The sequence below is a fragment of the Streptomyces sp. NPDC048297 genome (genome assembly GCF_043201585.1).
Classification (GTDB): domain Bacteria; phylum Actinomycetota; class Actinomycetes; order Streptomycetales; family Streptomycetaceae; genus Streptomyces.
Window position 1 is genome coordinate 80009 of record NZ_JBICZA010000016.1, and the last position, 22107, is coordinate 102115.

A 22107-nucleotide genomic window follows, 5' to 3' on the forward strand; every position below is an offset into this window, starting at 1 on the left:
CAGAGGTCGGCCTGCTGAAACCGGAGGATCACTCCAGCCGGAGGATCACTTCACCCGCACCTCCAGCACCCGGTCGTCGCCCGCCTTCGGCTTCCCCCGGCCGTCCGTGTTGCTCGTCACCAGCCACACCTTGTCGCCTCCCGCCGCGACCACCGTCCGCAGGCGGCCGTACTCGCCGGTGAGGAAGGCCTGCGGGGGCGCCGAGGCATCGGTGCCGCGCAGCGGGACGCGCCACAGCCGCTGCCCCTTCAGGGAGGCCATCCAGATCACCCCGTGGACCCAGGCGATACCGCTGGGGGAGGCCTCGTCGGTGTGCCACTGGGCCAGCGGGTTCTGGAGACCGGGAGTGGAGGACCTGCCCTCGGCCTCCGGCCAGCCGTAGTTGCCGCCGGGCTTGATCGCGTTCAGTTCGTCCCAGGTGTCCTGGCCGAACTCCGAGGCGAACAGGCGCTGCCGGGAGTCCCAGGCGAGGCCCTGGACGTTGCGATGGCCGTACGAGTACACCGGGGAGCCGGGGAACGGGTTGCCCGGGGCCGGCGCGCCCTCCGGGGTCATGCGGAGGATCTTGCCGCCCAGGGACTTCTTGTCCTGGGCCAGGCCCCGCTCGCCGCTCTCGCCCGTGCCCGCGTAGAGCATCTTGTCGGGGCCGAAGGCGATCCGGCCGCCGTTGTGGATGAAGCCCTTCGGGATGCCCCGGAACACCGTGTCGGGAGCGCCCAGTTGCTCACCGGCCGGCTTGTGCTCGTCGTACAGCATCCGCACGATGCGGTTGTCCGAGGCCGAGGTGAAATAGGCGTAGATCATGTGGTCCGAGGCGTAGTCGGGGGACAGGGCGAGGCCCAGCAGGCCGCCCTCGCCGGCCGGGGAGACCCCGGAGACCGTGCCCAGCTCGGTCTTCCCGCCCGTCCTCGCGTCGATCCGGACGATCGTGCCGTCGTCGCGGTCGGAGACGAGCAGGTCCCCGCCGGGCAGCGGCGCCAGGCCCCACGGCGACTTCAGGCCCTCCGCGACCGTGCGCAGCACCTTCACCGAGCCGGTGGCGGGAGGGACCGATTCCGTGGCGCCCGGGGCGGAGGCCGCGCCCGGTGCCGTACCCCCGGCAGCCGAACTCCCGGCAGCCGAACTCGGGCCGCCGTACGGGAGGCCTCCGCCGCCGGAGGAGCAGCCCGCCGTCAGCAGGAGCGTGGCCGCGGCCAGCACGGCCGGCACAGCACGACGTCGCACGATCATGTCCCTTCGCAGCGGCGGCCCGAGACGGCGTCTCCTTCTCATCCACCGCTCGCTCCGCCCGGGTTCCCGGTCCACGGAAACCGTATGCGCAAACGTCCCGCTCCACGACGTCATCCCGTCAGCCCCAGGACACCGTCCGCGTCAGTCCCAGGACCCCTGTGCGGAAGGCAGCCCGGACACCTCCGCGAGGTCGCCCGGGGTCAGCCGCAGGCCGGCCGCCGCCGCGTTCTCCCGCGCCCAGCGCTCCTGCTTGGCGCCCGGCACCGCGACCACGTGCCTGCCCTGCGCCAGCACCCACGCCAGGGCCACCTGCGCCGGGGTGACGTCCTCGCCGTGGCGGCGGGCGACACGGCGCAGACCGGCGACGATCGGCTGGTTGGCGGCCATCATCTCGGCGGTGAAGCGCGGATGGCGGGCGCGTACGTCGTCCGGTTCGAAGCCCTCGCCGGGGGTGAGCGTGCCGGTCAGGAAGCCGTTGCCCAGCGGCATCGCCGCGAGGAGACCCACGCCGCGCGCCTCGCACCACGGCAGCAGCGCGTCCAGCGCCTCCGGCGACCACACCGACAGCTCCGCCTGCACGGCGCTCACCGGGAAGACCTGCTGCACCCGCTGGAGCTGGCGCAGCGTGACGTCGTGCAGCCGCGCCCCCGAGCGGCGCCCGCCGCGCGCGCCGACCGCGCACAGCCCCAGCGCCCGCACCTTGCCCGCCCGCACCAGCTCGGCCATCGCGCCCCAGGTCTCCTCGACGGGCACCTCGGGGTCGGCGCGGTGCAGCTGGTAGAGGTCGATCACATCCGTCTGCAGGCGCCGCAGCGAGGCGTCACAGGCCCGCTTCACGTACCCGGGGCGGCCGTTGGCCACGATGTGCTGCTCGCCCACTAGCAGCCCCGCCTTCGTCGACACGAAGGCGTCCGCGCGCCGCTCCTTCAACACCCGCCCGAGCAGCAGCTCGTTGGTGAACGGGCCGTACATGTCGGCCGTGTCCAGAAGGGTCGAGCCCATGTCGAGCGCCCGGTGCACCGCCTTGAGTGACTCCTCGCCCCGCTGCCGTGAGCCGCTGTACGCCCAGCTCATCGGCATGCACCCGAGTCCGACGGCCCCCACCGCAAGCGCCCCCGCGCCGATCGTCCTGCGCTCCACCTGCCCGCGAACCTCCCTCTTCCCGGTCCCCAACCTAACCTCTGCCTCTTCGCGGCCTGACATAGCCTCCATGCATGACTGCTGATGTGTGGCTTCCCATCCCGCCCGAGGAGATCGAGGGGCTCCCCGAAGGACCCCGTTACCTGTTCTGGGACGGGGGCGAGGACGGCGGCCAGGAGTTCCCGGGCGACCCGGCGGACTGCGTCATGTACGTGGTGCCGTACATGAAGCGGTACCCGGTCAAGGTGCGCCCGCTGGAGCGGCTGACCAACGTCCGGGTCATCCAGACGCTCACGGCCGGCGTCGACGACATGACCGCGCAGCTGTCGTCGATCGTGCCGGGTGTGCGGCTCTGCAACGCGCGCGGGGTGCACGAGGCGAGCACGGCCGAGCTGGCGCTCACCCTGATCCTCGCCTCCCTGCGCGGCATCCCCCAGTTCGTGCGCGCTCAGCGGGAAGAGCACTGGCAGGGCGGGTTCCACCCCTCCCTCGCCGACCGCAGTGCCCTCATCGTGGGCTACGGCGCCATCGGCGCCGCCATCGAGGACCGGCTCGCGCCCTTCGAACTGGCGCGGGTGGCGCGCGTCGCGCGCTCCCGGCGCGCCACGGCGCGCGGTCCCGTGCACCCGCTCACCGAATTGCCCGCACTGCTTCCCGAGGCCGATGTCGTGATCCTCTCGACGCCCCTCACGGACGAGACGCGGGGCCTGGCCGACGCCGGTTTCCTGGGCCGGATGAAGGACGGCGCGCTGCTGGTGAACGTCTCCCGGGGGCCGGTCGTGGACACCAAGGCCCTGCTCGACGAGCTGGAGAGCGGCCGCATCACGGCGGCCCTCGACGTGACCGACCCCGAACCGCTGCCGCCGGGGCACCCCTTGTGGCAGGCGCCCGGTGTGCTGATCAGCCCGCATGTGGGCGGCCCCAGTTCGGCCTTCCTGCCGCGCGCCAAACGCCTGCTCGTGGACCAGTTGAACCGTTTCGTGAACCACGAGCCCCTGCGGAACGTGGTCCTGACCACGGGGGTGTAGTCCCCCATGCGGTGATCGTCACGGAGCGTAGAGAACCTATGTCCCTGAGTGACGATCCTGGTGTATCGTCCCGACAGGGGCTGCGCCGTCGACGTTCGGCGCGGGGGACGGACACTTCAGATCTGCGAGGGGGGCGACGGGCGATGTACGGCCTATGGACGAACGATCCGACGCGGCGGAGCCGCCGACGGCGACCCTGGCGGGCGCCCACGCGCGGACGCGGCCACCACGCGGCCCAGCACAGTCACCACCGCAGTCACGCCGGCCGCAGGAAGTACGCGCACCGGGACCCGAGGGACCTGGGGGCGCCCCGAACCGGGAGTCTCCGGTGAACGCGCCGACCTCCGTGACGGCCCCGCTCGACGAAGCCCTGCGCGCGCCGCGGCCGAAGGGCGCGCCGCCGTCCCGTCCGCGGCTGACCGGCGACAGGGCGCGACTGGCCCAGCAGCTCGCCCTCGCGCTGGTCTGCGCGGCCTATGGAATCGGGTCCGCCTTCGACTGGGGCTCGCCGGAAGTCGCGCTGTTCATGGGCGACTTCGGGCTGAGCGCCGCGGCCGGCACCGCCGCCGTCTCCTGCTTCCGCTTCGCCCGCAGCTCCCGGGTCCGCTTCCGCCCCGCCTGGCTGCTGTTCGCCCTGTCCTCGGCGATGGCCTGCCTGGGCAACGCGATCTGGGGGTGGTACGAGGTCGTCCTGGGCCGGGCCGTGCCCAGCCCGAGCTACGCCGACCTGTTCTTCCTGTGCTTCGCGCCGCCCGCCATCGTGGGCCTGCTGGTCCTCGCTAAGCGGCCGGTGACCAGGGCGGGTTGGATCTGCCTGGCGCTGGACGCCTGGCTGATCGGCGGGTCGCTGCTCACCCTGTCGTGGAGCCTCGCGCTCGCCCAGGCCGCCCGGTTCGACGGACCGAGCGTGGCACACACCGCGCTGTCGCTGGCGTACCCGCTGCTCGACATCGTGCTCGTCAGCATGGTCCTCGCGCTGCACTTCCGCCGCAGCCCCGGCAACCGCACGGCGGTGAACACCGCGATCGGCGCGCTCGCCCTGACCGTGATGTGCGACGCGCTGTTCACCTCGCCGCTGCTGCACAGCAGTTACCACTCCGGACAACTGCTGGACGCGGGCTGGTTCGCCGGTTCCCTGCTGCTCGCCTACGCCCCCTGGGCCGCACCCCGCGGCAAGGGCGCGCCGCCGGCGCACGGACCGGACGGGCACGCGCGCGTGGTCCACGAACACGTGCCCGGCCAGCGCGGCACCCCCGCCACGCCTTCGCCCGCCGCACCTTCGCACGCCCATACGCCCGCCGAACACACCCACCCGACCGCACCCGACGGACACCCGCACCCCCTCGCGGCGCCCGACGGACACCCGCACCCGCCCGTGTCCGCCGAGCACGCGCACCCTCCCGCGCCGACCGCGTCCGCCGCGCACCCCCACGAGCCCGCGCCCGTGCCCGCACCCGGCGGCGAACACGGCGCCGCCCCCGGCGCCGAGCCCGGCCGGTACCCGGCGGGCCGCCCCCTCACCGGCTCGCTCGCCGCTCTCACCCCGTACCTCGCCGCCGCGGTGTGCACCCTCGGCATCCTGTACAACGTCCTCAACGGCCGCAGGCCCGACCACGTGGTGCTGATCACCGCGGGCGCCGTCGTCCTGGCCCTCGTCATCCGGCAGGGCATCATGCTGCTGGACAACATCACCCTCACCCAGGAACTCGCGCAGAAGGAGAACCACTTCCGCTCCCTGGTGCAGGGCTCCAGCGACGTCATCATGATCGCCGCCCCCAACGGCGTCCTGCGCTACGTCTCCCCGGCCGCCGCCGGGGTCTACGGCCGCCCCGCCGAGGACCTGGTGGGCACGGAACTGGCCGGGCTCATCCACCCCGAGGACCTGGGCTGCGTGGTGCACGAGGTGCGCCGCTTCCTCGCCGCCAGCCCCTTCGACGAACCCACCACCCGCATCGAGTGCCGTTTCCGCTCCGGCGGCGGGGGGGGCTGGCTCAACGTCGAGTCCACCGTCAACCGCCACCACGGCGGCCTCATCTTCAACAGCCGGGACGTGACCGAGCGGGTGCGGCTGCAGGCCCAGCTCCAGCACAACGCCGAGCACGACCCGCTCACCGACCTGCCCAACCGCGCCCTGTTCACCCGGCGCGTGCAGCAGGCCCTGTCCGGCCGCCGCGCCACCGACCGGGGCGCCGCCCCGTGCGGCACGGCCGTGCTCTTCATCGACCTGGACGGCTTCAAGGCCGTCAACGACACGATCGGCCACCAGGCCGGCGACGAACTGCTCGTCCAGGCCGCCCGCAGACTCCAGGACGCCGTCCGGCAGGGCGACACCGCCGCCCGCCTCGGCGGCGACGAGTTCGCGGCCCTGATCACCGGGGACGGCAGCCGGGACCGCGCCGCCCGGGAGCGGAACATCCTGGAGCTGGCCGACCGCCTCAGAGGGACCCTCTCCCAGCCGTACGCCATCGACACCAACGACGTCCGGGTCAACGCCTCCATCGGCGTCGCCTTCGCCGAGCCCGGCCTCGGCGCGGGCGAACTGCTGCGCAACGCCGACCTCGCCATGTACCGGGCGAAGGCGGCCGGCAAGGGCCGCGTCGAGCTGTACCGGCCGCAGATGCAGCAGGACGTCGTACGCAAGGCGGAGCTGGCCACCCGGCTGCGGGCCGCGCTGCACGACGGCGAGTTCGCCCTGCTGCACCAGCCCGTGGTGTGCCTGGACAGCGGCCGGATCACGACGGTCGCCACGCACGCGCGCTGGCGCTCCTCCCAGGGCGTGCTGTTCACCCCGGCCGAGTTCCTCCGGGTGGCCGAGGACGGCGACAAGACGGCGGAGCTGGAGCGCTGGATCCTCCAGGAGGCCGTGGAGGAGGCCGCCGAGCGGGCCGCGGCCGGGCTCGCCGTACCCGTGGCCGTACGGATGAGCGCCCGGCGGCTGCTGGACCGCTCGATGCCGCTCGGCTCCATCGAGGCGCTGCTGACCCGGCACGGGCTGCCGCCCGGCGCGCTGGTGGTCGAGCTGGCCGACACCGACCCCAGGATCTGCCTGGACGATCTGGAACGCCGGCTGACCGCCCTGAACCGGCTCGGGGTACGGATCGCGCTGGACGGCTTCGGCACCGGCCACGCGGCCATCGCGGCCCTCAGAAGACTGCCCGTGGACATCCTCAAGCTGGACCGGGGCCTGGTCGAGGGCGTCGTGGAGTCCGCGCGACTGCACAAGATCACCGGCGGGCTGCTGCGCATCGCCTGCGATCTCGGGCTGCCGTCCGTCGCCGAGGGCGTGGACCGGCCGGAACAGGTCGTGGCGCTGCGCGCGATGGGCTGCACGCACGGGCAGGGCATGGCGTTCGCCGGCCCGCTGGACGAGTACCGGCTGCGCCGGGCGCTCGGTTCCGGCCACTACCCGGTACCGGGCGCACCGGCCGAACCGGCCCTCGTGGGCGGGGTGCGCGAGCCGCAGGGACACACGGGAGGCGAGCGGGCCCTGCAAAGGGGCGGCGCGGGGGTGTACACAGGGGGTGTGTCCGCCGCTGTCCTCGGAGGTGGAAGTGCCCTTCGTTCACATAATGAGACGCCTGTCCCACCCACTTGACACTAGGTGCACGTCGGGGAGAGGGTCAGTTCCATGCGCACCCGAATTCTCGTACTTGGACAGCGCGTCGGCTGAGCTGGGACACACCGGAGAACGCTCCGCAATCCCCAGCGCCCACCACACCGACGCGCTCCCCTCGCTTGCCTTACGGCACGAGGGGTTTTTTGTTGCACGAGCACCATTCGTGCGGCAGTCCAACTCCGAACAAACCTCGCAAAAACCCTCAGCATCGAGAAGAGAATGCCGATGACCGAGCAGGCCACCGGGGCCCACCATCCGCAGCCGCGGCCCCGTTCCGGAGGACAGCAGTCCGCGCCCGTCGAGCACGTCACGGGTGCGCAGTCCCTCATCCGCTCCCTCGAGGAGGTCGGCGCTGAGACGGTATTCGGCATTCCCGGCGGTGCGATCCTCCCCGCGTACGACCCGATGATGGACTCCACCCGGGTCCGTCACGTGCTGGTCCGGCACGAGCAGGGTGCCGGCCACGCGGCCACCGGCTACGCGCAGGCCACCGGCAAGGTCGGCGTCTGCATGGCCACCTCGGGCCCCGGCGCCACCAACCTGGTCACGCCGATCGCCGACGCCCACATGGACTCGGTGCCGCTGGTCGCGATCACCGGCCAGGTCGCCTCCAAGGCGATCGGCACGGACGCCTTCCAGGAGGCGGACATCGTCGGCATCACGATGCCGATCACCAAACACAACTTCCTGGTCACCAAGGCCGAGGACATCCCGCGGGTCATCGCGCAGGCGTTCCACATCGCCTCCACCGGCCGCCCGGGTCCGGTCCTGGTCGACATCGCCAAGGACGCCCTCCAGGCGAAGACCACCTTCTCCTGGCCGCCCACCATGGACCTGCCCGGCTACCGCCCGGTGACCAAGCCGCACGCCAAGCAGATCCGCGAGGCCGCCAAGCTGATCACCTCCGCCAGGCGGCCCGTCCTGTACGTCGGCGGCGGCGTCCTCAAGGCGGGGGCCACCGCCGAGCTGAAGGTCCTCGCCGAACTCACCGGAGCGCCCGTCACCACCACCCTGATGGCGCTCGGCGCGTTCCCCGACAGCCACCCGCTGCACGTGGGAATGCCGGGCATGCACGGTGCGGTCACCGCCGTCACCGCGCTGCAGAAGGCCGACCTGATCATCGCCCTCGGAGCCCGTTTCGACGACCGCGTCACCGGCAGGCTCGACAGCTTCGCCCCGTACGCCAAGATCGTCCACGCCGACATCGACCCGGCCGAGATCGGCAAGAACCGCGAGGCCGACGTGCCGATCGTCGGTGACGCCCGCGAGGTCATCGCCGACCTGGTCCAGGCCGTGCAGAAGGAGCACAGCGAGGGCAGCAAGGGCGACTACACCGCCTGGTGGAGCGACCTGAACCGCTGGCGCGACACCTACCCGCTCGGCTACGACCAGCCCGAGGACGGCTCCCTGGCCCCGCAGCAGGTCATCGAGCGGATCGGGCAGCTCGCCCCCCAGGGCACGATCTTCGCCGCGGGCGTCGGCCAGCACCAGATGTGGTCCGCGCACTTCGTCCAGTACGAGCAGCCCGCCACCTGGCTGAACTCCGGCGGCGCCGGAACGATGGGCTACGCGGTCCCGGCCGCGATGGGCGCCAAGGCCGGCATGCCGGACCGCACGGTCTGGGCGATCGACGGCGACGGCTGCTTCCAGATGACCAATCAGGAACTGACCACCTGCGCCCTGAACAACATCCCGATCAAGGTCGCCATCATCAACAACGGCGCCCTCGGGATGGTCCGCCAGTGGCAGACCCTGTTCTACAACCAGCGCTACTCCAACACCGTGCTGCACAGCGGCCCGGACGACGTGAACCCGGCCGCCCGGGGTACCCGGGTCCCGGACTTCGTGAAGCTGTCCGAGGCCATGGGCTGCGTGGGCCTGCGCTGCGAGCGGCCCGAGGACCTGGACAAGGTCATCGACGAGGCGAACTCCATCAACGACCGCCCGGTCGTCATCGACTTCATCGTCCACGAGGACGCGATGGTGTGGCCGATGGTCGCCGCCGGCACCTCCAACGACGAGATCATGGCCGCCCGGGACGTCCGCCCCGACTTCGGCGACAGCGAAGACGACTGAGCGAGACGACGAACGAGAGACGACCGAGAGAGACGAACGAGAAATGTCCAAGCACACGCTCTCCGTCCTGGTGGAGAACAAGCCGGGCATCCTGGCCCGCATCGCCGCCCTGTTCTCCCGCCGCGGCTTCAACATCGACTCGCTCGCGGTCGGCGTCACCGAGCACCCCGACATCTCCCGCATCACCATCGTCGTGGGCGTCGAGGAACTGCCGCTGGAGCAGGTCACCAAGCAGCTCAACAAGCTCGTCGAGGTGCTGAAGATCGTCGAGCTGGAACCCGGTTCGGCCGTCCAGCGCGAACTCGTCCTGGTGAAGGTGCGCGCCGACAACGAGACGCGCTCCCAGATCGTGGAGATCGTCCAGCTGTTCCGCGCCAAGACCGTCGACGTCTCCCCGGAGGCCGTGACCATCGAGGCCACCGGATCGAGTGACAAGCTGTCCGCCATGCTCAAGATGCTGGAGCCGTACGGCATCAAGGAGCTGGTCCAGTCCGGCACGATCGCGATCGGGCGTGGCGCGCGTTCGATCACCGACCGCTCGCTGCGCGCACTCGACCGGTCCGCATGACGCCCTGTCCGGTCGGCCGGGACGACGCGCGCCGACCGGATGGCGAGACCCTCAGACTTCCCTTCCCCCCACCGGCATACGGTGGGACGCACAACCTGCACACCAAGGAGAGAACCCAAAGTGGCCGAGCTGTTCTACGACGCTGACGCCGACCTGTCCATCATCCAGGGCCGCAAGGTCGCGGTCATCGGCTACGGCAGCCAGGGCCACGCCCACGCGCTGTCGCTGCGGGACTCGGGTGTCGACGTCCGCGTCGGTCTGCACGAGGGCTCCAAGTCCAAGGCCAAGGCCGAGGAGCAGGGCCTGCGCGTGGTGACCCCGGCGGAGGCCGCCGCCGAGGCCGACGTCATCATGATCCTGATCCCGGACCCGATCCAGGCCCAGGTCTACGAGGAGTCCATCGCCCCCAACCTGAACGACGGCGACGCCCTCTTCTTCGCCCACGGTTTCAACGTCCGCTTCGGCTTCATCAAGCCCCCGGCCGGTGTGGACGTCGCCCTGGTCGCCCCGAAGGGTCCGGGCCACCTGGTCCGCCGCCAGTACGAGGAGGGTCGCGGCGTCCCCGCCATCGCGGCCGTCGAGCAGGACGCCACCGGTGGCGCCTTCGCGCTCGCCCTGTCGTACGCCAAGGCCATCGGCGGCACCCGCGCCGGTGTCATCAAGACGACCTTCACCGAGGAGACCGAGACCGACCTGTTCGGTGAGCAGGCCGTGCTGTGTGGCGGCACCTCCGCCCTGGTCAAGGCGGGCTTCGAGACCCTGGTCGAGGCGGGCTACCAGCCCGAGATCGCCTACTTCGAGTGCCTGCACGAGCTGAAGCTGATCGTCGACCTCATGTACGAGGGCGGCCTGGAGAAGATGCGCTGGTCCGTCTCCGAGACCGCCGAGTGGGGCGACTACGTCACCGGCCCGCGGATCATCACCGACGCCACCAAGGCCGAGATGAAGCAGGTCCTCGCCGAGATCCAGGACGGCACGTTCGCCCGTAACTGGATGGACGAGTACCACGGCGGTCTGAAGAAGTACAACGAGTACAAGAAGCAGGACTCCGAGCACCTGCTGGAGACCACCGGCAAGCAGCTGCGCAAGCTGATGAGCTGGGTCAACGAGGAGGCGTAAGCCTCATGCCAGGGGGGTCGGAGCAGATTGCTCCGGCCCCCTTTGTCCACCCCGTCCAGCCCCGGACGGGTGATCCTTCCGCAGAGGCGCAAGACGGCCTCCGTGGCGCTACTAGACTGCTGCACACCAACGCGTCAGGCCCACAGCGTCGTGCGTCTTCCGCGGCTAGCCCCTCCTCCGCCTGCGGCCGTCGGGACGGCCGTCCGCATGCTCTGGACTTGTGAGGACCTCACGTGAGCTCGAAACCCGTCGTACTCATCGCTGAAGAGCTGTCGCCCGCGACTGTCGACGCGCTCGGACCCGACTTCGAGATCCGGCACTGCAACGGCGCCGACCGCGCCGAACTGCTGCCGGCGATCGCCGAAGTCGACGCGATCCTGATCCGCTCCGCCACCAAGGTCGACGCCGAGGCCATCGCCGCCGCGAAGAAGCTCAAGGTCGTCGCCCGCGCGGGTGTCGGCCTCGACAACGTGGACGTCGCGTCCGCCACCAAGGCCGGCGTGATGGTCGTGAACGCGCCGACGTCCAACATCGTGACCGCCGCCGAGCTGGCCTGCGGTCTGATCCTCGCCACCGCCCGCAACATCCCGCAGGCCAACGCCGCGCTGAAGAACGGTGAGTGGAAGCGCAGCAAGTACACGGGTGTGGAGCTGGCCGAGAAGACCCTCGGTGTCGTCGGCCTCGGCCGCATCGGCGCCCTGGTCGCCCAGCGCATGTCCGCCTTCGGCATGAAGGTCGTCGCCTACGACCCCTACGTGCAGCCCGCGCGCGCCGCGCAGATGGGCGTCAAGGTGCTGTCGCTGGACGAGCTGCTGGAGGTCTCCGACTTCATCACCGTCCACCTGCCGAAGACCCCCGAGACTCTCGGCCTGATCGGCGACGAGGCGCTGCGCCGGGTCAAGCCCACCGTGCGCGTCGTCAACGCGGCCCGCGGCGGCATCGTCGACGAGGCGGCGCTGTACGCGGCGCTGAAGGAGGGCCGGGTCGCCGGCGCCGGCCTCGACGTGTACGCCAAGGAGCCCTGCACCGACTCCCCGCTGTTCGAGCTGGACGAGGTCGTGTGCACCCCGCACCTCGGCGCGTCCACCGACGAGGCGCAGGAGAAGGCCGGTATCGCCGTCGCCAAGTCGGTGCGCCTCGCGCTCGCCGGTGAGCTGGTGCCGGACGCGGTGAACGTCCAGGGCGGTGTCATCGCCGAGGACGTCAAGCCGGGTCTGCCGCTCGCCGAGCGCCTCGGCCGCATCTTCACCGCGCTCGCCGGTGAGGTCGCGGTCCGCCTGGACGTCGAGGTCTACGGCGAGATCACCCAGCACGACGTGAAGGTGCTGGAGCTGTCCGCGCTCAAGGGTGTCTTCGAGGACGTCGTCGACGAGACCGTGAGCTACGTCAACGCGCCGCTGTTCGCTCAGGAGCGCGGTGTCGAGGTGCGCCTGACCACCAGCTCGGAGTCGGCCGACCACCGCAACGTGGTCACCGTGCGCGGCACGCTCGGCACCGGCGAGGAGGTGTCGGTCTCCGGCACGCTGGCCGGTCCGAAGCACCTCCAGAAGATCGTCGCGATCGGTGACTACGACGTCGACCTCGCGCTCGCCGAGCACATGCTCGTCCTGCGCTACGAGGACCGCCCCGGTGTCGTCGGCACCGTCGGCCGCATCCTCGGCGAGGCGGGTCTCAACATCGCCGGCATGCAGGTCGCGCGTGCCGCGGTGGGCGGCGAGGCGCTGGCCGTGCTGACCGTCGACGACACCGTCGCCCCGGGCGTTCTGGCCGAGGTCGCCGAGGAGATCGGCGCGGCGTCCGCCCGCTCGGTGAACCTGGTCTGACCTCGACCCCGAAGGCGCCGGGCCGGCTGGACAGTTCCAGCCGGCCCGGCGCCTTCTGCGTACCGTGTGCCGGGCGGGGCTCAGACCGTGGCCGTCTCCTTCGGCTCCTCGGCCGGGGTCTGCCGGACCCGCATGCCCCGCAGGGTCACCGTCGCCGCGATCGCCGCGAGGACGAGAACCGCGGCGCCCGCCGTCGCCGCGCCCTGCATCCCGTGGGTGAACGCCTCGCGGGCCGCCGTGGCCAGGGCGTCTCCCGCGCGCCCCGGGAGGTGGGCGGCGACGGCCAGGGCGCCGCCGAGGGTCTCGTGCGCGGCGGACGGCGCCGAGGCCGGGATGTCGTGGCGGTAGAGCGCGGTGCCGATGGAACCGAGGGCCGCCATGCCGAGCGCGCCGCCGAACTCCGCGCCCGTCTCCAGCAGGGAGGACGCGGCGCCCGCCTTCTCCACCGGGGCCGCGCCGAGGGCGAGGTCCGTCATCTGGGACATCACCATGACGATGCCGGAGGCGAGGACGGCGCACGCGGCGAGGACGAGCCAGAGGGAGTCCGTGCCGGCCAGGGCCAGCATCCCGTAGCCGGCCGCCGCGACGGCGAAGCCCGCGGTGACCACGTGGGCGCGGTCGACGCCCTTCTGGACCAGGGCGGTCGCCGCCGGAGCGGCCATGCCGATCGGCACCGACGGCAGCAGCGCCCACAGGGCCGCCTCCATGGCGCTCTTGCCGAGCACCGACTGCAGGTACTGCGTGGTGAAGTACACCGATCCCATCATCGCGAAGGACGAGACGAGGTTGAGCAGGACGGCGGGGGCGAAGCCGCGACCGCGGAACAGCTCGGGCGAGATCATCGGTGAGGCCGCCGTGCGCTGGCGGTGGACGAACAGGGCCGCGAAGAGCAGACCGACGGTGACACAGACGACGTACTGCGGGTGCCAGCCCTCGGAGGGGATCTCCTTCAGGCCGTAGATCACGGGGAGCACGGCGGCCAGCGACAGCGGGACGCTCAGGAGGTCGAAGCGGCCGGGGGCCGGGTTCTTCGACTCGGGCAGCAGGATCGGGCCCAGCACCAGCAGCAGCGCCATCGCGGGCAGATTGACCAGGAAGACCGAGCCCCACCAGAAGTACTGGACCAGGACACCGCTGAGGACCGAGCCGAGTGCGACGCCGCCGGTCATCACGCCGGACCAGACGCCGATCGCCTTCGCGCGCTGACCGGGGTCGGTGAACATCGTGCGGACCAGCGCCATGGTCGAGGGCATCAGGGTCGCCCCGCCGAGGCCGAGGACGGCGCGGGCCGCGATCAGGGTCTCGGCGCTGTCGGCGTAGGCGGCGACCAAGGAGGCGGCGCCGAAGGAGGCGGCGCCGATCAGCAGGAGCCTGCGGCGGCCGATGCGGTCGCCGAGCGAGCCCATCGTCATCAGCAGGCCGGCCAGGACGAAGCCGTAGACGTCGAAGATCCACAGCTGCTGGGTGCCGCTCGGCTCCAGGTCCGCGCTGATCGCCGGGATGGCGAAGTAGAGGACCGAGACGTCCATCGAGACCAGCAGCAGCGGCAGCATCAGCACGCAGAGGGCGGTCCATTCGCGCCGACCGGCGCGCCCGGCAAGGGAGTTGGTGTGCGTCGAGTGCGTCATGGCAGCGACTGTACGGACGTCTTAAACGTGTGTCTAGTACGGACGTATAAATCGTTCGTCTAGGACGGTTGTATGGATCGCGGGTACAGTGGCCCGCATGGGACACCGTGAGGATCTGCTGGAGGGCGCCAAGCGCTGCCTGCTCCAGAAGGGGTTCGCGCGCACCACCGCGCGCGACATCGTGAAGGAGTCCGGGACCAACCTGGCCTCGATCGGCTACCACTACGGCTCGAAGGACGCCCTGCTCGCGCAGGCCTACGTCGCCCTGGTGGAGAACATGTCCGACGCCTTCGGCGAGGAGGAGATCGCCGCGCAGGAGGGTGCGCCCGGGTCTCTGGAACGCTTCCGGTGGGTGTGGTCGAACATCGTCGACACCATGCGCGAACCCGGCTCCGTCTGGCGGCTCAGCATGGAGGTCATGACCATCGAACTGTCCGGGGTCCGCGAGCACTTGGCCCGTGCGCAGCGCGAGGGCGGGCGCGGCCTCGTGTCGCTGCTGATGGGTCTGCCGGAGGACGAGGTCTCCGACGAGACGGCGGACACCCTCGGCCGCTTCTACCTGACACTGATGACCGGGCTCATCGCCCAGTGGTCCTTCGACCCGAAGACCGCCGCCGACGGCGACGCGCTCACCGAGGGGCTGCGCCAGGTCGTCGAGGCGGCCGGGCGGAGCTGACCCCTCAGGTCAGCCGCGCCCGCTTCAGCGCCATGTGCAGCAGCAGCCGGTCCTCGCCGTCGTCCAGGTCCAGGCCCGTCAGCCGCTCCACCCGGGACAGCCGGTAGTACAGCGTCTGGCGGTGGATGCCCAGTTCGGCGGCCGTGCGGCCGGCCTGGCCCGCGCAGTCGAGATAGACCTCCGCGGTGCGGGCCAGCTCCTGCTGGGCGGGGGAGAGGAGCGGGCCGACCGCCGGGTCGAGGGCGGACTCCGGGGGCAGCGCGGTCAGCAGCCGGTACGGCCCGACGCGCCGCCACTCGGCGACCGGCCCGAGCCGCGGCTCGGCCAGCGCGGCGCGCGCGGCGGCGGACGCCTCCTGCCAGATCGTCCCCAGCTCGACCAGGCCGACACGGGGTTCACCGACTCCGGCGGCGGGCATGGCACCGGCGGCCGGCGTGGCACCGGCGGTCGGCGTGACCCGCGCGCCGCGCGTCCCCCGGGCGCCCTCCGCCTCCTTCAGCAGGCGCGCGGCGGCCGTCAGGGCCGGCGCGTCCACGTCCGTCGAGCGGAGCCGGACCAGCACCGCGAGGCTCTGCGCGGTGGCGCCCCACGGCACCGTGCACAGCGCCGTGGCGTGCGGGACCGTACGGGCCGAGGGGGCGTCGTCCGGGTCGGCCGAGGGCCACGGGGCCAGGCACACCACGGTGTGCGGGCCGTCCGCGCGGGCACCGAGCGCCGTGCGCAGTTCGGCCACCGCCATGTCCTGCTGCCAGCCCCGCTCCGCGGTGAGCACCGCCCGCAGTTCCCGGCCCAGACCGGCGCCGGCCCGCGCCTCGTCGGCGAGCAGCGCGCCGATCCGGCCCGTCACCCGCATGGCGGCGGCCAGTTGCGCCTCCGTCGGACCCGGGTCGTCGTCCAGCAGCCAGACATAACCGAGGACGACGCCCCGATGGCGCACCGGCAGACAGATCCGGCCCCGGTAGACGCCGGCCTCCGGAGTCGGCGGGATCCGCACCGGCCCGGTCGCGCGCGTGATGCCGAACCCCTCGAACCACGCCCGCACCGCCGCCGTGGAGCGCCGGGTCAGGATCGAGCGGGTGCGCACCGGGTCCAGCGCCGACGCGTCCAGCTCGCCCTCACTGTCGTACGCGCCGAAGGCGATCAGCTCGAAGTCCCGGTTCTCCAGGGTCGCCGGAACGCCCAGAAGCTCCGAGATCTCGTCCACCAGCTCCTGGTAGTCACCCGCGCGGTGAAACGCTCCACCATCCGACGTCACCGCTGCATTCTCCCGCATTTCCGGGCGCCTTCATACATCTGTCTGAGAACCGGGGAACGGATGCGTGACAGCTGTCGATGGCAGACGATCGGAGAGATCCTTAGGTTTCACGGTGGTTCTCCGTGCCGTACCCGAATCGTCGGTCTGCGGCCGTCTTCGGTGCTTTTGTTGTGGAGGTGCCCCGTGCTGGGTCCCGTGATTCTCGCCGCGTCGCGCAGCGACCGGATGCGTCGTCTGATCTCGGCGGCCCCGGTGACGAAGCAGGTCGTCGACCGCTTCATCCCCGGCGAGGCCGTGACCGACATCGTCCCGATCATCCGGGACCTGACGGCCAGGGGCCTGGAGCTGACGATGGACGTCGTCGGCGAGGACATCACCACCCCGGAGCAGGCCACCGCCGCCCGGGACGCCTACCTGGACCTGATCGAGCACCTCAAGGACCTCGGACTCGGCGAGAAGGTCGAGATGTCCGTCAAGCTCTCGATGTTCGGCCAAGCGCTGGAGGGCGGCCACGAGCTGGCCCTCGCCAACGTCCGCCCCGTCGTCGAGGCCGCCGCCGCCATCGGGACGACCGTCACGCTGGACGCCGAGGACCACACCACCCTCGACTCGATGTTCGCCATCCACGAGGAGCTGCGGAAGGACTTCCCGCAGACCGGCTGCGTCATCCAGGCCTACCTCTTCCGTACCGAGGCCGACGCCCGCCGCCTCGCCGACGCCGGTAGCCGTGTGCGTCTCGTCAAGGGCGCCTACAAGGAGCCCGCCGAGGTCGCCTACCAGCAGAAGCACGAGATCGACAAGGCCTATGTGCGCATCCTGAAGACGCTGATGGAGGGCGAGGGCTACCCGATGATCGGGTCCCACGACCCGCGCCTGATCGCCATCGCCCAGGAACTCGCCCACCTCGCAGGACGCAAGCTCGACGAGTACGAGTTCCAGATGCTCTACGGCATCCGCAGCGACGAACACCTGCGCCTGGCCGCCGAGGGCCACCGCATGCGCGTCTACACCGCGTACGGAACCGACTGGTACGGCTACTTCATGCGCCGCCTGGCGGAGAAGCCCGCGAACCTGCGGTTCTTCGTGCGCAGCATGATCAGCAAGGGCTGAAACCGAACACCCGCTCACGCAAAAGGAGTTACGGATCTCATGGACGCTGTGACCCAGGTCCCCACCCCCGTCAACGAGCCGGTGCACGGCTACGCCCCCGGTTCGCCCGAGCGCGCCCGGCTGGAGGCCAAGCTCAAGGAGCTGGCCGAGAACCCGATCGACCTGGCGATGACCATCGGCGGCGAGAAGCGGATGGGCGGCGGCGAGGCCTTCCAGGTCGTCCAGCCGCACAACCACAAGGCCGTCATCGGCACCGGCCGGCACGCCACGCAGGCGGACGCCCAGGACGCCGTCGACGCGGCCCTGGCCGCCGCGCCGGCCTGGCGCGCGATGGCCTTCGACGACCGCGCCGCGATCATCCTGCGCGCCGCCGAGCTGCTCGCCGGCCCATGGCGCGAGACCATCGCCGCCTCCACCATGCTGGGCCAGTCCAAGACCGCCCAGCAGGCCGAGATCGACACCCCTTGCGAGCTGGTCGACTTCTGGCGCTTCAACGTCCACTACGCCCGCCAGATCCTCGCCGAGCAGCCCCCGGCGAACTCCCCGGGCGTCTGGAACCGCCTCGACCACCGCCCGCTCGAAGGCTTCGTCTACGCGATCACGCCGTTCAACTTCAGCGCCATCGCGGGCAACCTGCCCACCGCGCCGGCGCTGATGGGCAACGTCGTGGTGTGGAAGCCGTCCCCGACCCAGACCCACGCCGCCGTGCTGCTCATGCGGCTCCTGGAGGAGGCCGGTCTGCCCAAGGGCGTCATCAACCTCGTCACCGGCGACGGCATCGAGGTCTCCAAGGTCGCCCTGGAGCACCGCGACCTCGCCGGCATCCACTTCACCGGCTCGACGAAGACCTTCCAGCACCTGTGGAAGACCGTCGGCAACAACATCGACAAGTACCGCACCTACCCGCGTCTGGTCGGCGAGACCGGCGGCAAGGACTTCCTGGTCGCCCACCCGAGCGCCGACCGCGCCGTCCTGAAGACCGCCCTCACCCGCGGCGCCTTCGAGTACCAGGGCCAGAAGTGCTCGGCCACCTCCCGCGCCTACATCCCGGCCTCCATCTGGAACTCGGGCTTCAAGGAGGAGTTCGCGGCCGAGATCGACGGTCTGACGATGGGTGACGTCACCGACCTGTCGCACTTCATCGGCGCCGTGATCGACGACCGTGCCTTCGCCAAGAACAAGGCCGCGATCGACCGCGCCCAGCAGGACCCGACCTGCACGATCGTCGCGGGCGGCAGCTACGACGACTCGGTCGGCTACTTCGTCCGCCCGACCGTGATCGAGTCCTCCGACCCGGAGAACGAGATCTTCCGCACCGAGTACTTCGGCCCGGTTCTTGGCATCCACGTCTACGAGGACGACAAGTACGACGAGATGCTGGAGCAGATGGAGTCGGTCTCCGACTACGCCCTGACCGGCTCGGTCATCTCGGGCGACCGTGCCGCCGCGGCCCACACGATGGAGAAGCTCCGCTACGCGGCGGGCAACTTCTACATCAACGACAAGTCGACCGGCGCCGTCGTCGGCCAGCAGCCCTTCGGCGGTGGCCGCGCCTCCGGCACCAACGACAAGGCCGGCGCCCCGCAGAACCTCCTGCGCTGGACCCTGGCCCGCGCCATCAAGGAGACGCTGGTCGCGCCGACCGACTACTCCTACCCGCACATGGGCTGACCGGCCCCCGCGATCCCGGGCCGGAAAGCCTGACCTCCGAGCAGGCTTTCCGGCCCGTAGCCATGTCCGGTTCGTCACACTGGTGCCATGACGGTGATGACCGACGACGGCGTACGGCTGTGGACCGAGCGCTCGGGCGGTGCGGGCGATCCGCTGGTGCTGTGTCATGGCGGACCGGGCCTGTGGGACATGTTCGGCGAGGTGGCCGCACTGCTCGCGGACGTCACCCCGGTGATCCGCTGGGACCAGCGCGGCTGCGGGCGCTCCGAGCGGTGCGCGGGGCCGTGGAGCACCGAGCGGTTCGTGGCGGATCTGGACGCCGTACGACAGCACTACGGGCTCGGCCGGATGGCGCTGCTCGGCCACTCCTGGGGCGCCCAGCTCGCGCTGAGCTACACCCTCGCGCACCCGGAGCGGGTCGGTGCCCTGCTGTACGTGTCCGGGATCGGGATCGGCCCGGACGCCGACTGGCACCCCGCGTACCGGGCGGCCTACCTGTCCCGGCTCGCCGACCACCCCGAACGCCTCGCCCGCTGGAAGAAGCTGGGGGCCCTGGCCGGGCGCACGCGGGACCAGGAGCGGGAACTCGCCGTGCTGCGCTGGTCCACCGAGTTCGAGGACCGCGACCGTGCCCTGGAGAGCGCCGGACGCATGGCGGAGCCCTGGCTCGGCGTCAACGAGTCCTGCGGCGGCGCCCTGAACGACGAGCGCAAACAGACCTGGGGCACCCCTGAGCTGTACACCGCCTGCCAGGGCCTCGACGTGCCCGTCCTGATCGTCGACGGCGCCCGGGACATCCGCCCGCGCTCCGCCGTCGACTCCCTCGCCAAGGCCCTGCCGCGCTCCCGGCGGGTGATCCTGCCGGACGCCGGGCATCTGCCATGGGCGGAGGACCCCGACGGTTTCCGGAGCGCGATCGCGAGCGCGCTCTGACCTTGCGCGCATGACGCGGCGGACGCACCGCCGCACGAGGGTTCGATCGGGAAAAGCGCAGGTCACAGTGGTGTGACCTGGTCGGCCGTCTCAGATACTAGGAAGCCCGAGTATTTATGCAGACAGACGCGTCCGGCTCCCTTAGTTTTGTAGGAGCCGAACGACTCGCTCGATCAAGCGAATGGCGGTCGTGAGCCGGGCCCTGTGCAGGCAACCCCTGCGGGCCGGTCACCGCCACGGCGTCTCGTAACCCCCCTGTTGCCGTGCTCCAGCATGTTCGAAGGAGTGGATCTCTCATGGCCGAGACGACCAGCCGCCGCCGAGTCCGTCACGCGTCCCGCACGAGCGAGACCGAGCGCAAGCGGGCCGCGGACGCCCTGCAGCGCGCCCTCGACCTCCGCGACAACGGCGGTGCCACCGGCCACTGAGCCGGACACCGCACGACCGCGGGCAGCCGCATCCCCCGGGGTGCGGCTCGCCCTCAGTCCGTGAGTCTGTCAGTCCGTCAGTCCGTCAGTCCCTCAGGACCTCAGCCGCCGGGCCGCACCTCGAAACGGTCGATCCGCCGGCCGTCCTGCGCCAGGGCCGACACCTCCAGTCGCGGGGACGGGCCCGGCCGCACCTCCACCGACAGGAGTGAGAAGCCGGTGTAGCGCACCCGCGACCAGTGGGCCGTCTCCGGTGCGCGCTCCTTGCCCTTGGCCCAGTGGAAGGTCTCCACGGCCTCGTGCCGGGTGACGTGCCCCTCGTAGCTGTCCGCGGCCCCCGAGGGGAAGCCGTACAGATCCCGGCCCCCGCCGCCCGCGGTGACGTACACGATGCCGTCCCGCGCGGGGTCGGTCGAACCGCCCACGGGCACCGCCCGGCCCACCGACCCGCCCCTGACGGCGTCCGTGCGCTCGTACACGTGGTTGTGCCCGTTGATCACCAGGTCCACCCGGTGCCGCTCGAACAGCGGCAGCCACTCGGCCCGCACCCCGCCGTCCGAGGCGTGCTGCGAGGTCGAGTACGCGCAGTGGTGGAAGAAGACCACGATGAAGTCGACCCCCTGCGTCCCGCGCAGCTCGCCGAGCGTGGCGTCCAGCCACTTCGTCTGCCGGCCGCCGCTGTGACCGAGGTTGACGGGGATCTCGTACGACACGTCGTTGGCGTCCAGCGCCACGAAGGCGGCGTTGCCGTAGGTGAACGCGTAGGCGCCCGGCGTCCCGTGGGGGTCGAAGCCCGTCTGCGGCAGGGAGAAGCGGGCGAGCTGACCGCCGTAGCCGTCCGGTGAGTACCAGGCCTCCATGTCGTGGTTGCCGGTCGTCACCATCCACGGCACCGAGCGCGCGACCGGTTCGGTCTGCTGGAGGAACAGGTCCCAGAACGTGGGGTCGTAGCCGTCCGAGGTGTGGCCCGTCCCGTTGACGTCCGCGTAGCAGATGTCGCCGGCGTGCAGATGGAAGGCGGGCCCGCGGCGCAGCAGGAGGTGGTCGTTGGCGTTCGCGGCCGTGCCCACGCCCTGGTCGCCGAAGGCCGTGAACACGAACTGTTCCGGTGCCGCGGGCGCGGTGCGGAACTCGGTGATGGTCGCGCGGTGGGCGGGGGCCGCCGGGTCCCAGCCCTCGTGACCGACGCCGTAGTAGTACGTCGTGCCCGGCGCGAGGCCGTCCAGCGCCGCGTGCACGTAGTACTGCTCGACCGCCGGGCGCGCGCCCTCCACCCCCGGCGTGTGCAGAGGGCGCACCTCGGCCTCGACGCGGCGGCCGAGGTCGTCCGGGCGCGTACCGACCCGCACGTACGGCCGCCGGACCGCGAACGGCACCTGCCAGGAGATCCCCATCGAGGTGCGCGGATCGGCCCCGAAGGCGAGATGGCGGCCGAAGGGCCGCACCACCGAACCGGACACCCGCGAGGTGGCAGGCGCCGGTTGTCCCGCCGCACCGGACGAGGAGGAACAGCCGGTGAGCAGACCGCCCGCCAGGGCCCCGCCCGCCACCGCGCCGGCCGTCACCAGGGTGCGGCGGCGGACCATGCGGTCGCGCAGGTACTCGTACTGCTCGGCCATGCTCATCCGCTCGGCGAGCCTGCGCGGGATACCGACGTCGGGGGTCTCCATGCCGGGCAAGTTTCCACCGGATACCGACACCTGCCCCACATACGGGTGAACGCCAGTCGACAGGGTGACATCGACGCCTACGGGAGTCCGAATGGCGGACGCTTCGTGTCATTCCATGGGACGAGGAGTAGGGTGC

16 protein-coding genes are annotated in these 22107 nt (G+C 71.4%); 11 read left to right on the plus strand and 5 right to left on the minus strand.

Annotated features, from left to right (window positions below; genetic code table 11):
• Nucleotides 1-45: 45 nt before the first annotated feature.
• A complete protein-coding gene (locus ACGFYV_RS19325) occupies nt 46-1230 on the minus strand; it encodes a PQQ-dependent sugar dehydrogenase (protein ID WP_393879604.1) in 1185 nt (394 codons plus the stop codon).
• Between the two features lie 141 nt (nt 1231-1371).
• Nucleotides 1372-2370, minus strand: coding sequence for an aldo/keto reductase (locus ACGFYV_RS19330; RefSeq protein ID WP_393879605.1), 999 nt, complete (start codon nt 2368-2370; stop codon nt 1372-1374).
• Between the two features lie 74 nt (nt 2371-2444).
• Between ACGFYV_RS19330 and ACGFYV_RS19335 the strand changes: the two genes are divergently transcribed.
• The 6 genes from ACGFYV_RS19335 (at nt 2445) to serA (ending at nt 12600) form a co-directional block, all read left to right on the plus strand.
• Nucleotides 2445-3398 carry a 2-hydroxyacid dehydrogenase gene (locus ACGFYV_RS19335; protein ID WP_393879606.1) on the plus strand — a complete coding sequence of 318 codons (954 nt, stop codon included), beginning with the start codon at nt 2445-2447 and terminating at the stop codon, nt 3396-3398.
• 328 nt (nt 3399-3726) lie between these two features.
• On the plus strand, nt 3727-6993 hold the full coding sequence (locus ACGFYV_RS19340; protein ID WP_393879607.1) for an EAL domain-containing protein: 3267 nt from the start codon (nt 3727-3729) through the stop codon (nt 6991-6993).
• A 246-nt stretch (nt 6994-7239) separates the two neighbouring features.
• Nucleotides 7240-9090 (plus strand): acetolactate synthase large subunit, encoded by a 1851-nt coding sequence (locus ACGFYV_RS19345; protein ID WP_393879608.1) that lies wholly within the window; start codon nt 7240-7242, stop codon nt 9088-9090.
• Nucleotides 9091-9133: 43 nt separating this feature from the next.
• Complete coding sequence (ilvN, locus tag ACGFYV_RS19350) at nt 9134-9658, plus strand: acetolactate synthase small subunit (RefSeq protein ID WP_393879609.1); 525 nt, start codon at nt 9134-9136, stop codon at nt 9656-9658.
• Nucleotides 9659-9778: 120 nt separating this feature from the next.
• The gene (gene ilvC, locus ACGFYV_RS19355; protein WP_393879610.1) at nt 9779-10777 is read left to right on the plus strand and encodes a ketol-acid reductoisomerase; all 999 of its coding nucleotides are present in this window, start codon (nt 9779-9781) and stop codon (nt 10775-10777) included.
• Between the two features lie 233 nt (nt 10778-11010).
• Nucleotides 11011-12600, plus strand: coding sequence for a phosphoglycerate dehydrogenase (gene serA / locus ACGFYV_RS19360; RefSeq protein ID WP_393879611.1), 1590 nt, complete (start codon nt 11011-11013; stop codon nt 12598-12600).
• Nucleotides 12601-12680: 80 nt separating this feature from the next.
• On the opposite strand, the gene ACGFYV_RS19365 is transcribed toward serA, so the two are convergent.
• On the minus strand, nt 12681-14228 hold the full coding sequence (locus ACGFYV_RS19365) for an MFS transporter (protein ID WP_393879612.1): 1548 nt from the start codon (nt 14226-14228) through the stop codon (nt 12681-12683).
• Between the two features lie 97 nt (nt 14229-14325).
• On the opposite strand from ACGFYV_RS19365, the gene ACGFYV_RS19370 reads away from it, so the two are divergent.
• Nucleotides 14326-14904 carry a TetR/AcrR family transcriptional regulator gene (locus tag ACGFYV_RS19370; RefSeq protein WP_393879613.1) on the plus strand — a complete coding sequence of 193 codons (579 nt, stop codon included), beginning with the start codon at nt 14326-14328 and terminating at the stop codon, nt 14902-14904.
• A gap of 4 nt (nt 14905-14908) precedes the next feature.
• Here ACGFYV_RS19370 and ACGFYV_RS19375 read toward each other — a convergent pair whose 3' ends face one another.
• Nucleotides 14909-16177: a PucR family transcriptional regulator gene (locus ACGFYV_RS19375; protein WP_393879614.1), complete on the minus strand. Its 1269-nt coding sequence runs from the start codon at nt 16175-16177 to the stop codon at nt 14909-14911.
• 165 nt (nt 16178-16342) lie between these two features.
• Here ACGFYV_RS19375 and ACGFYV_RS19380 point away from each other — a divergent pair, with 165 nt between their 5' ends.
• From ACGFYV_RS19380 to ACGFYV_RS19395, 4 genes are all read left to right on the plus strand, one after another.
• Nucleotides 16343-17269, plus strand: coding sequence for a proline dehydrogenase family protein (locus tag ACGFYV_RS19380; protein ID WP_393879615.1), 927 nt, complete (start codon nt 16343-16345; stop codon nt 17267-17269).
• A gap of 39 nt (nt 17270-17308) precedes the next feature.
• Nucleotides 17309-18940 (plus strand): L-glutamate gamma-semialdehyde dehydrogenase, encoded by a 1632-nt coding sequence (gene pruA / locus ACGFYV_RS19385; RefSeq protein WP_393879616.1) that lies wholly within the window; start codon nt 17309-17311, stop codon nt 18938-18940.
• A gap of 87 nt (nt 18941-19027) precedes the next feature.
• Nucleotides 19028-19873 (plus strand): alpha/beta fold hydrolase, encoded by an 846-nt coding sequence (locus tag ACGFYV_RS19390; RefSeq protein WP_393879617.1) that lies wholly within the window; start codon nt 19028-19030, stop codon nt 19871-19873.
• 296 nt (nt 19874-20169) lie between these two features.
• A complete protein-coding gene (locus ACGFYV_RS19395) occupies nt 20170-20301 on the plus strand; it encodes a hypothetical protein (RefSeq protein ID WP_393879618.1) in 132 nt (43 codons plus the stop codon).
• 101 nt (nt 20302-20402) lie between these two features.
• On the opposite strand, the gene ACGFYV_RS19400 is transcribed toward ACGFYV_RS19395, so the two are convergent.
• Complete coding sequence (locus tag ACGFYV_RS19400; protein WP_393879619.1) at nt 20403-21971, minus strand: purple acid phosphatase family protein; 1569 nt, start codon at nt 21969-21971, stop codon at nt 20403-20405.
• Between the last annotated feature and the right edge of the window lie 136 nt (nt 21972-22107).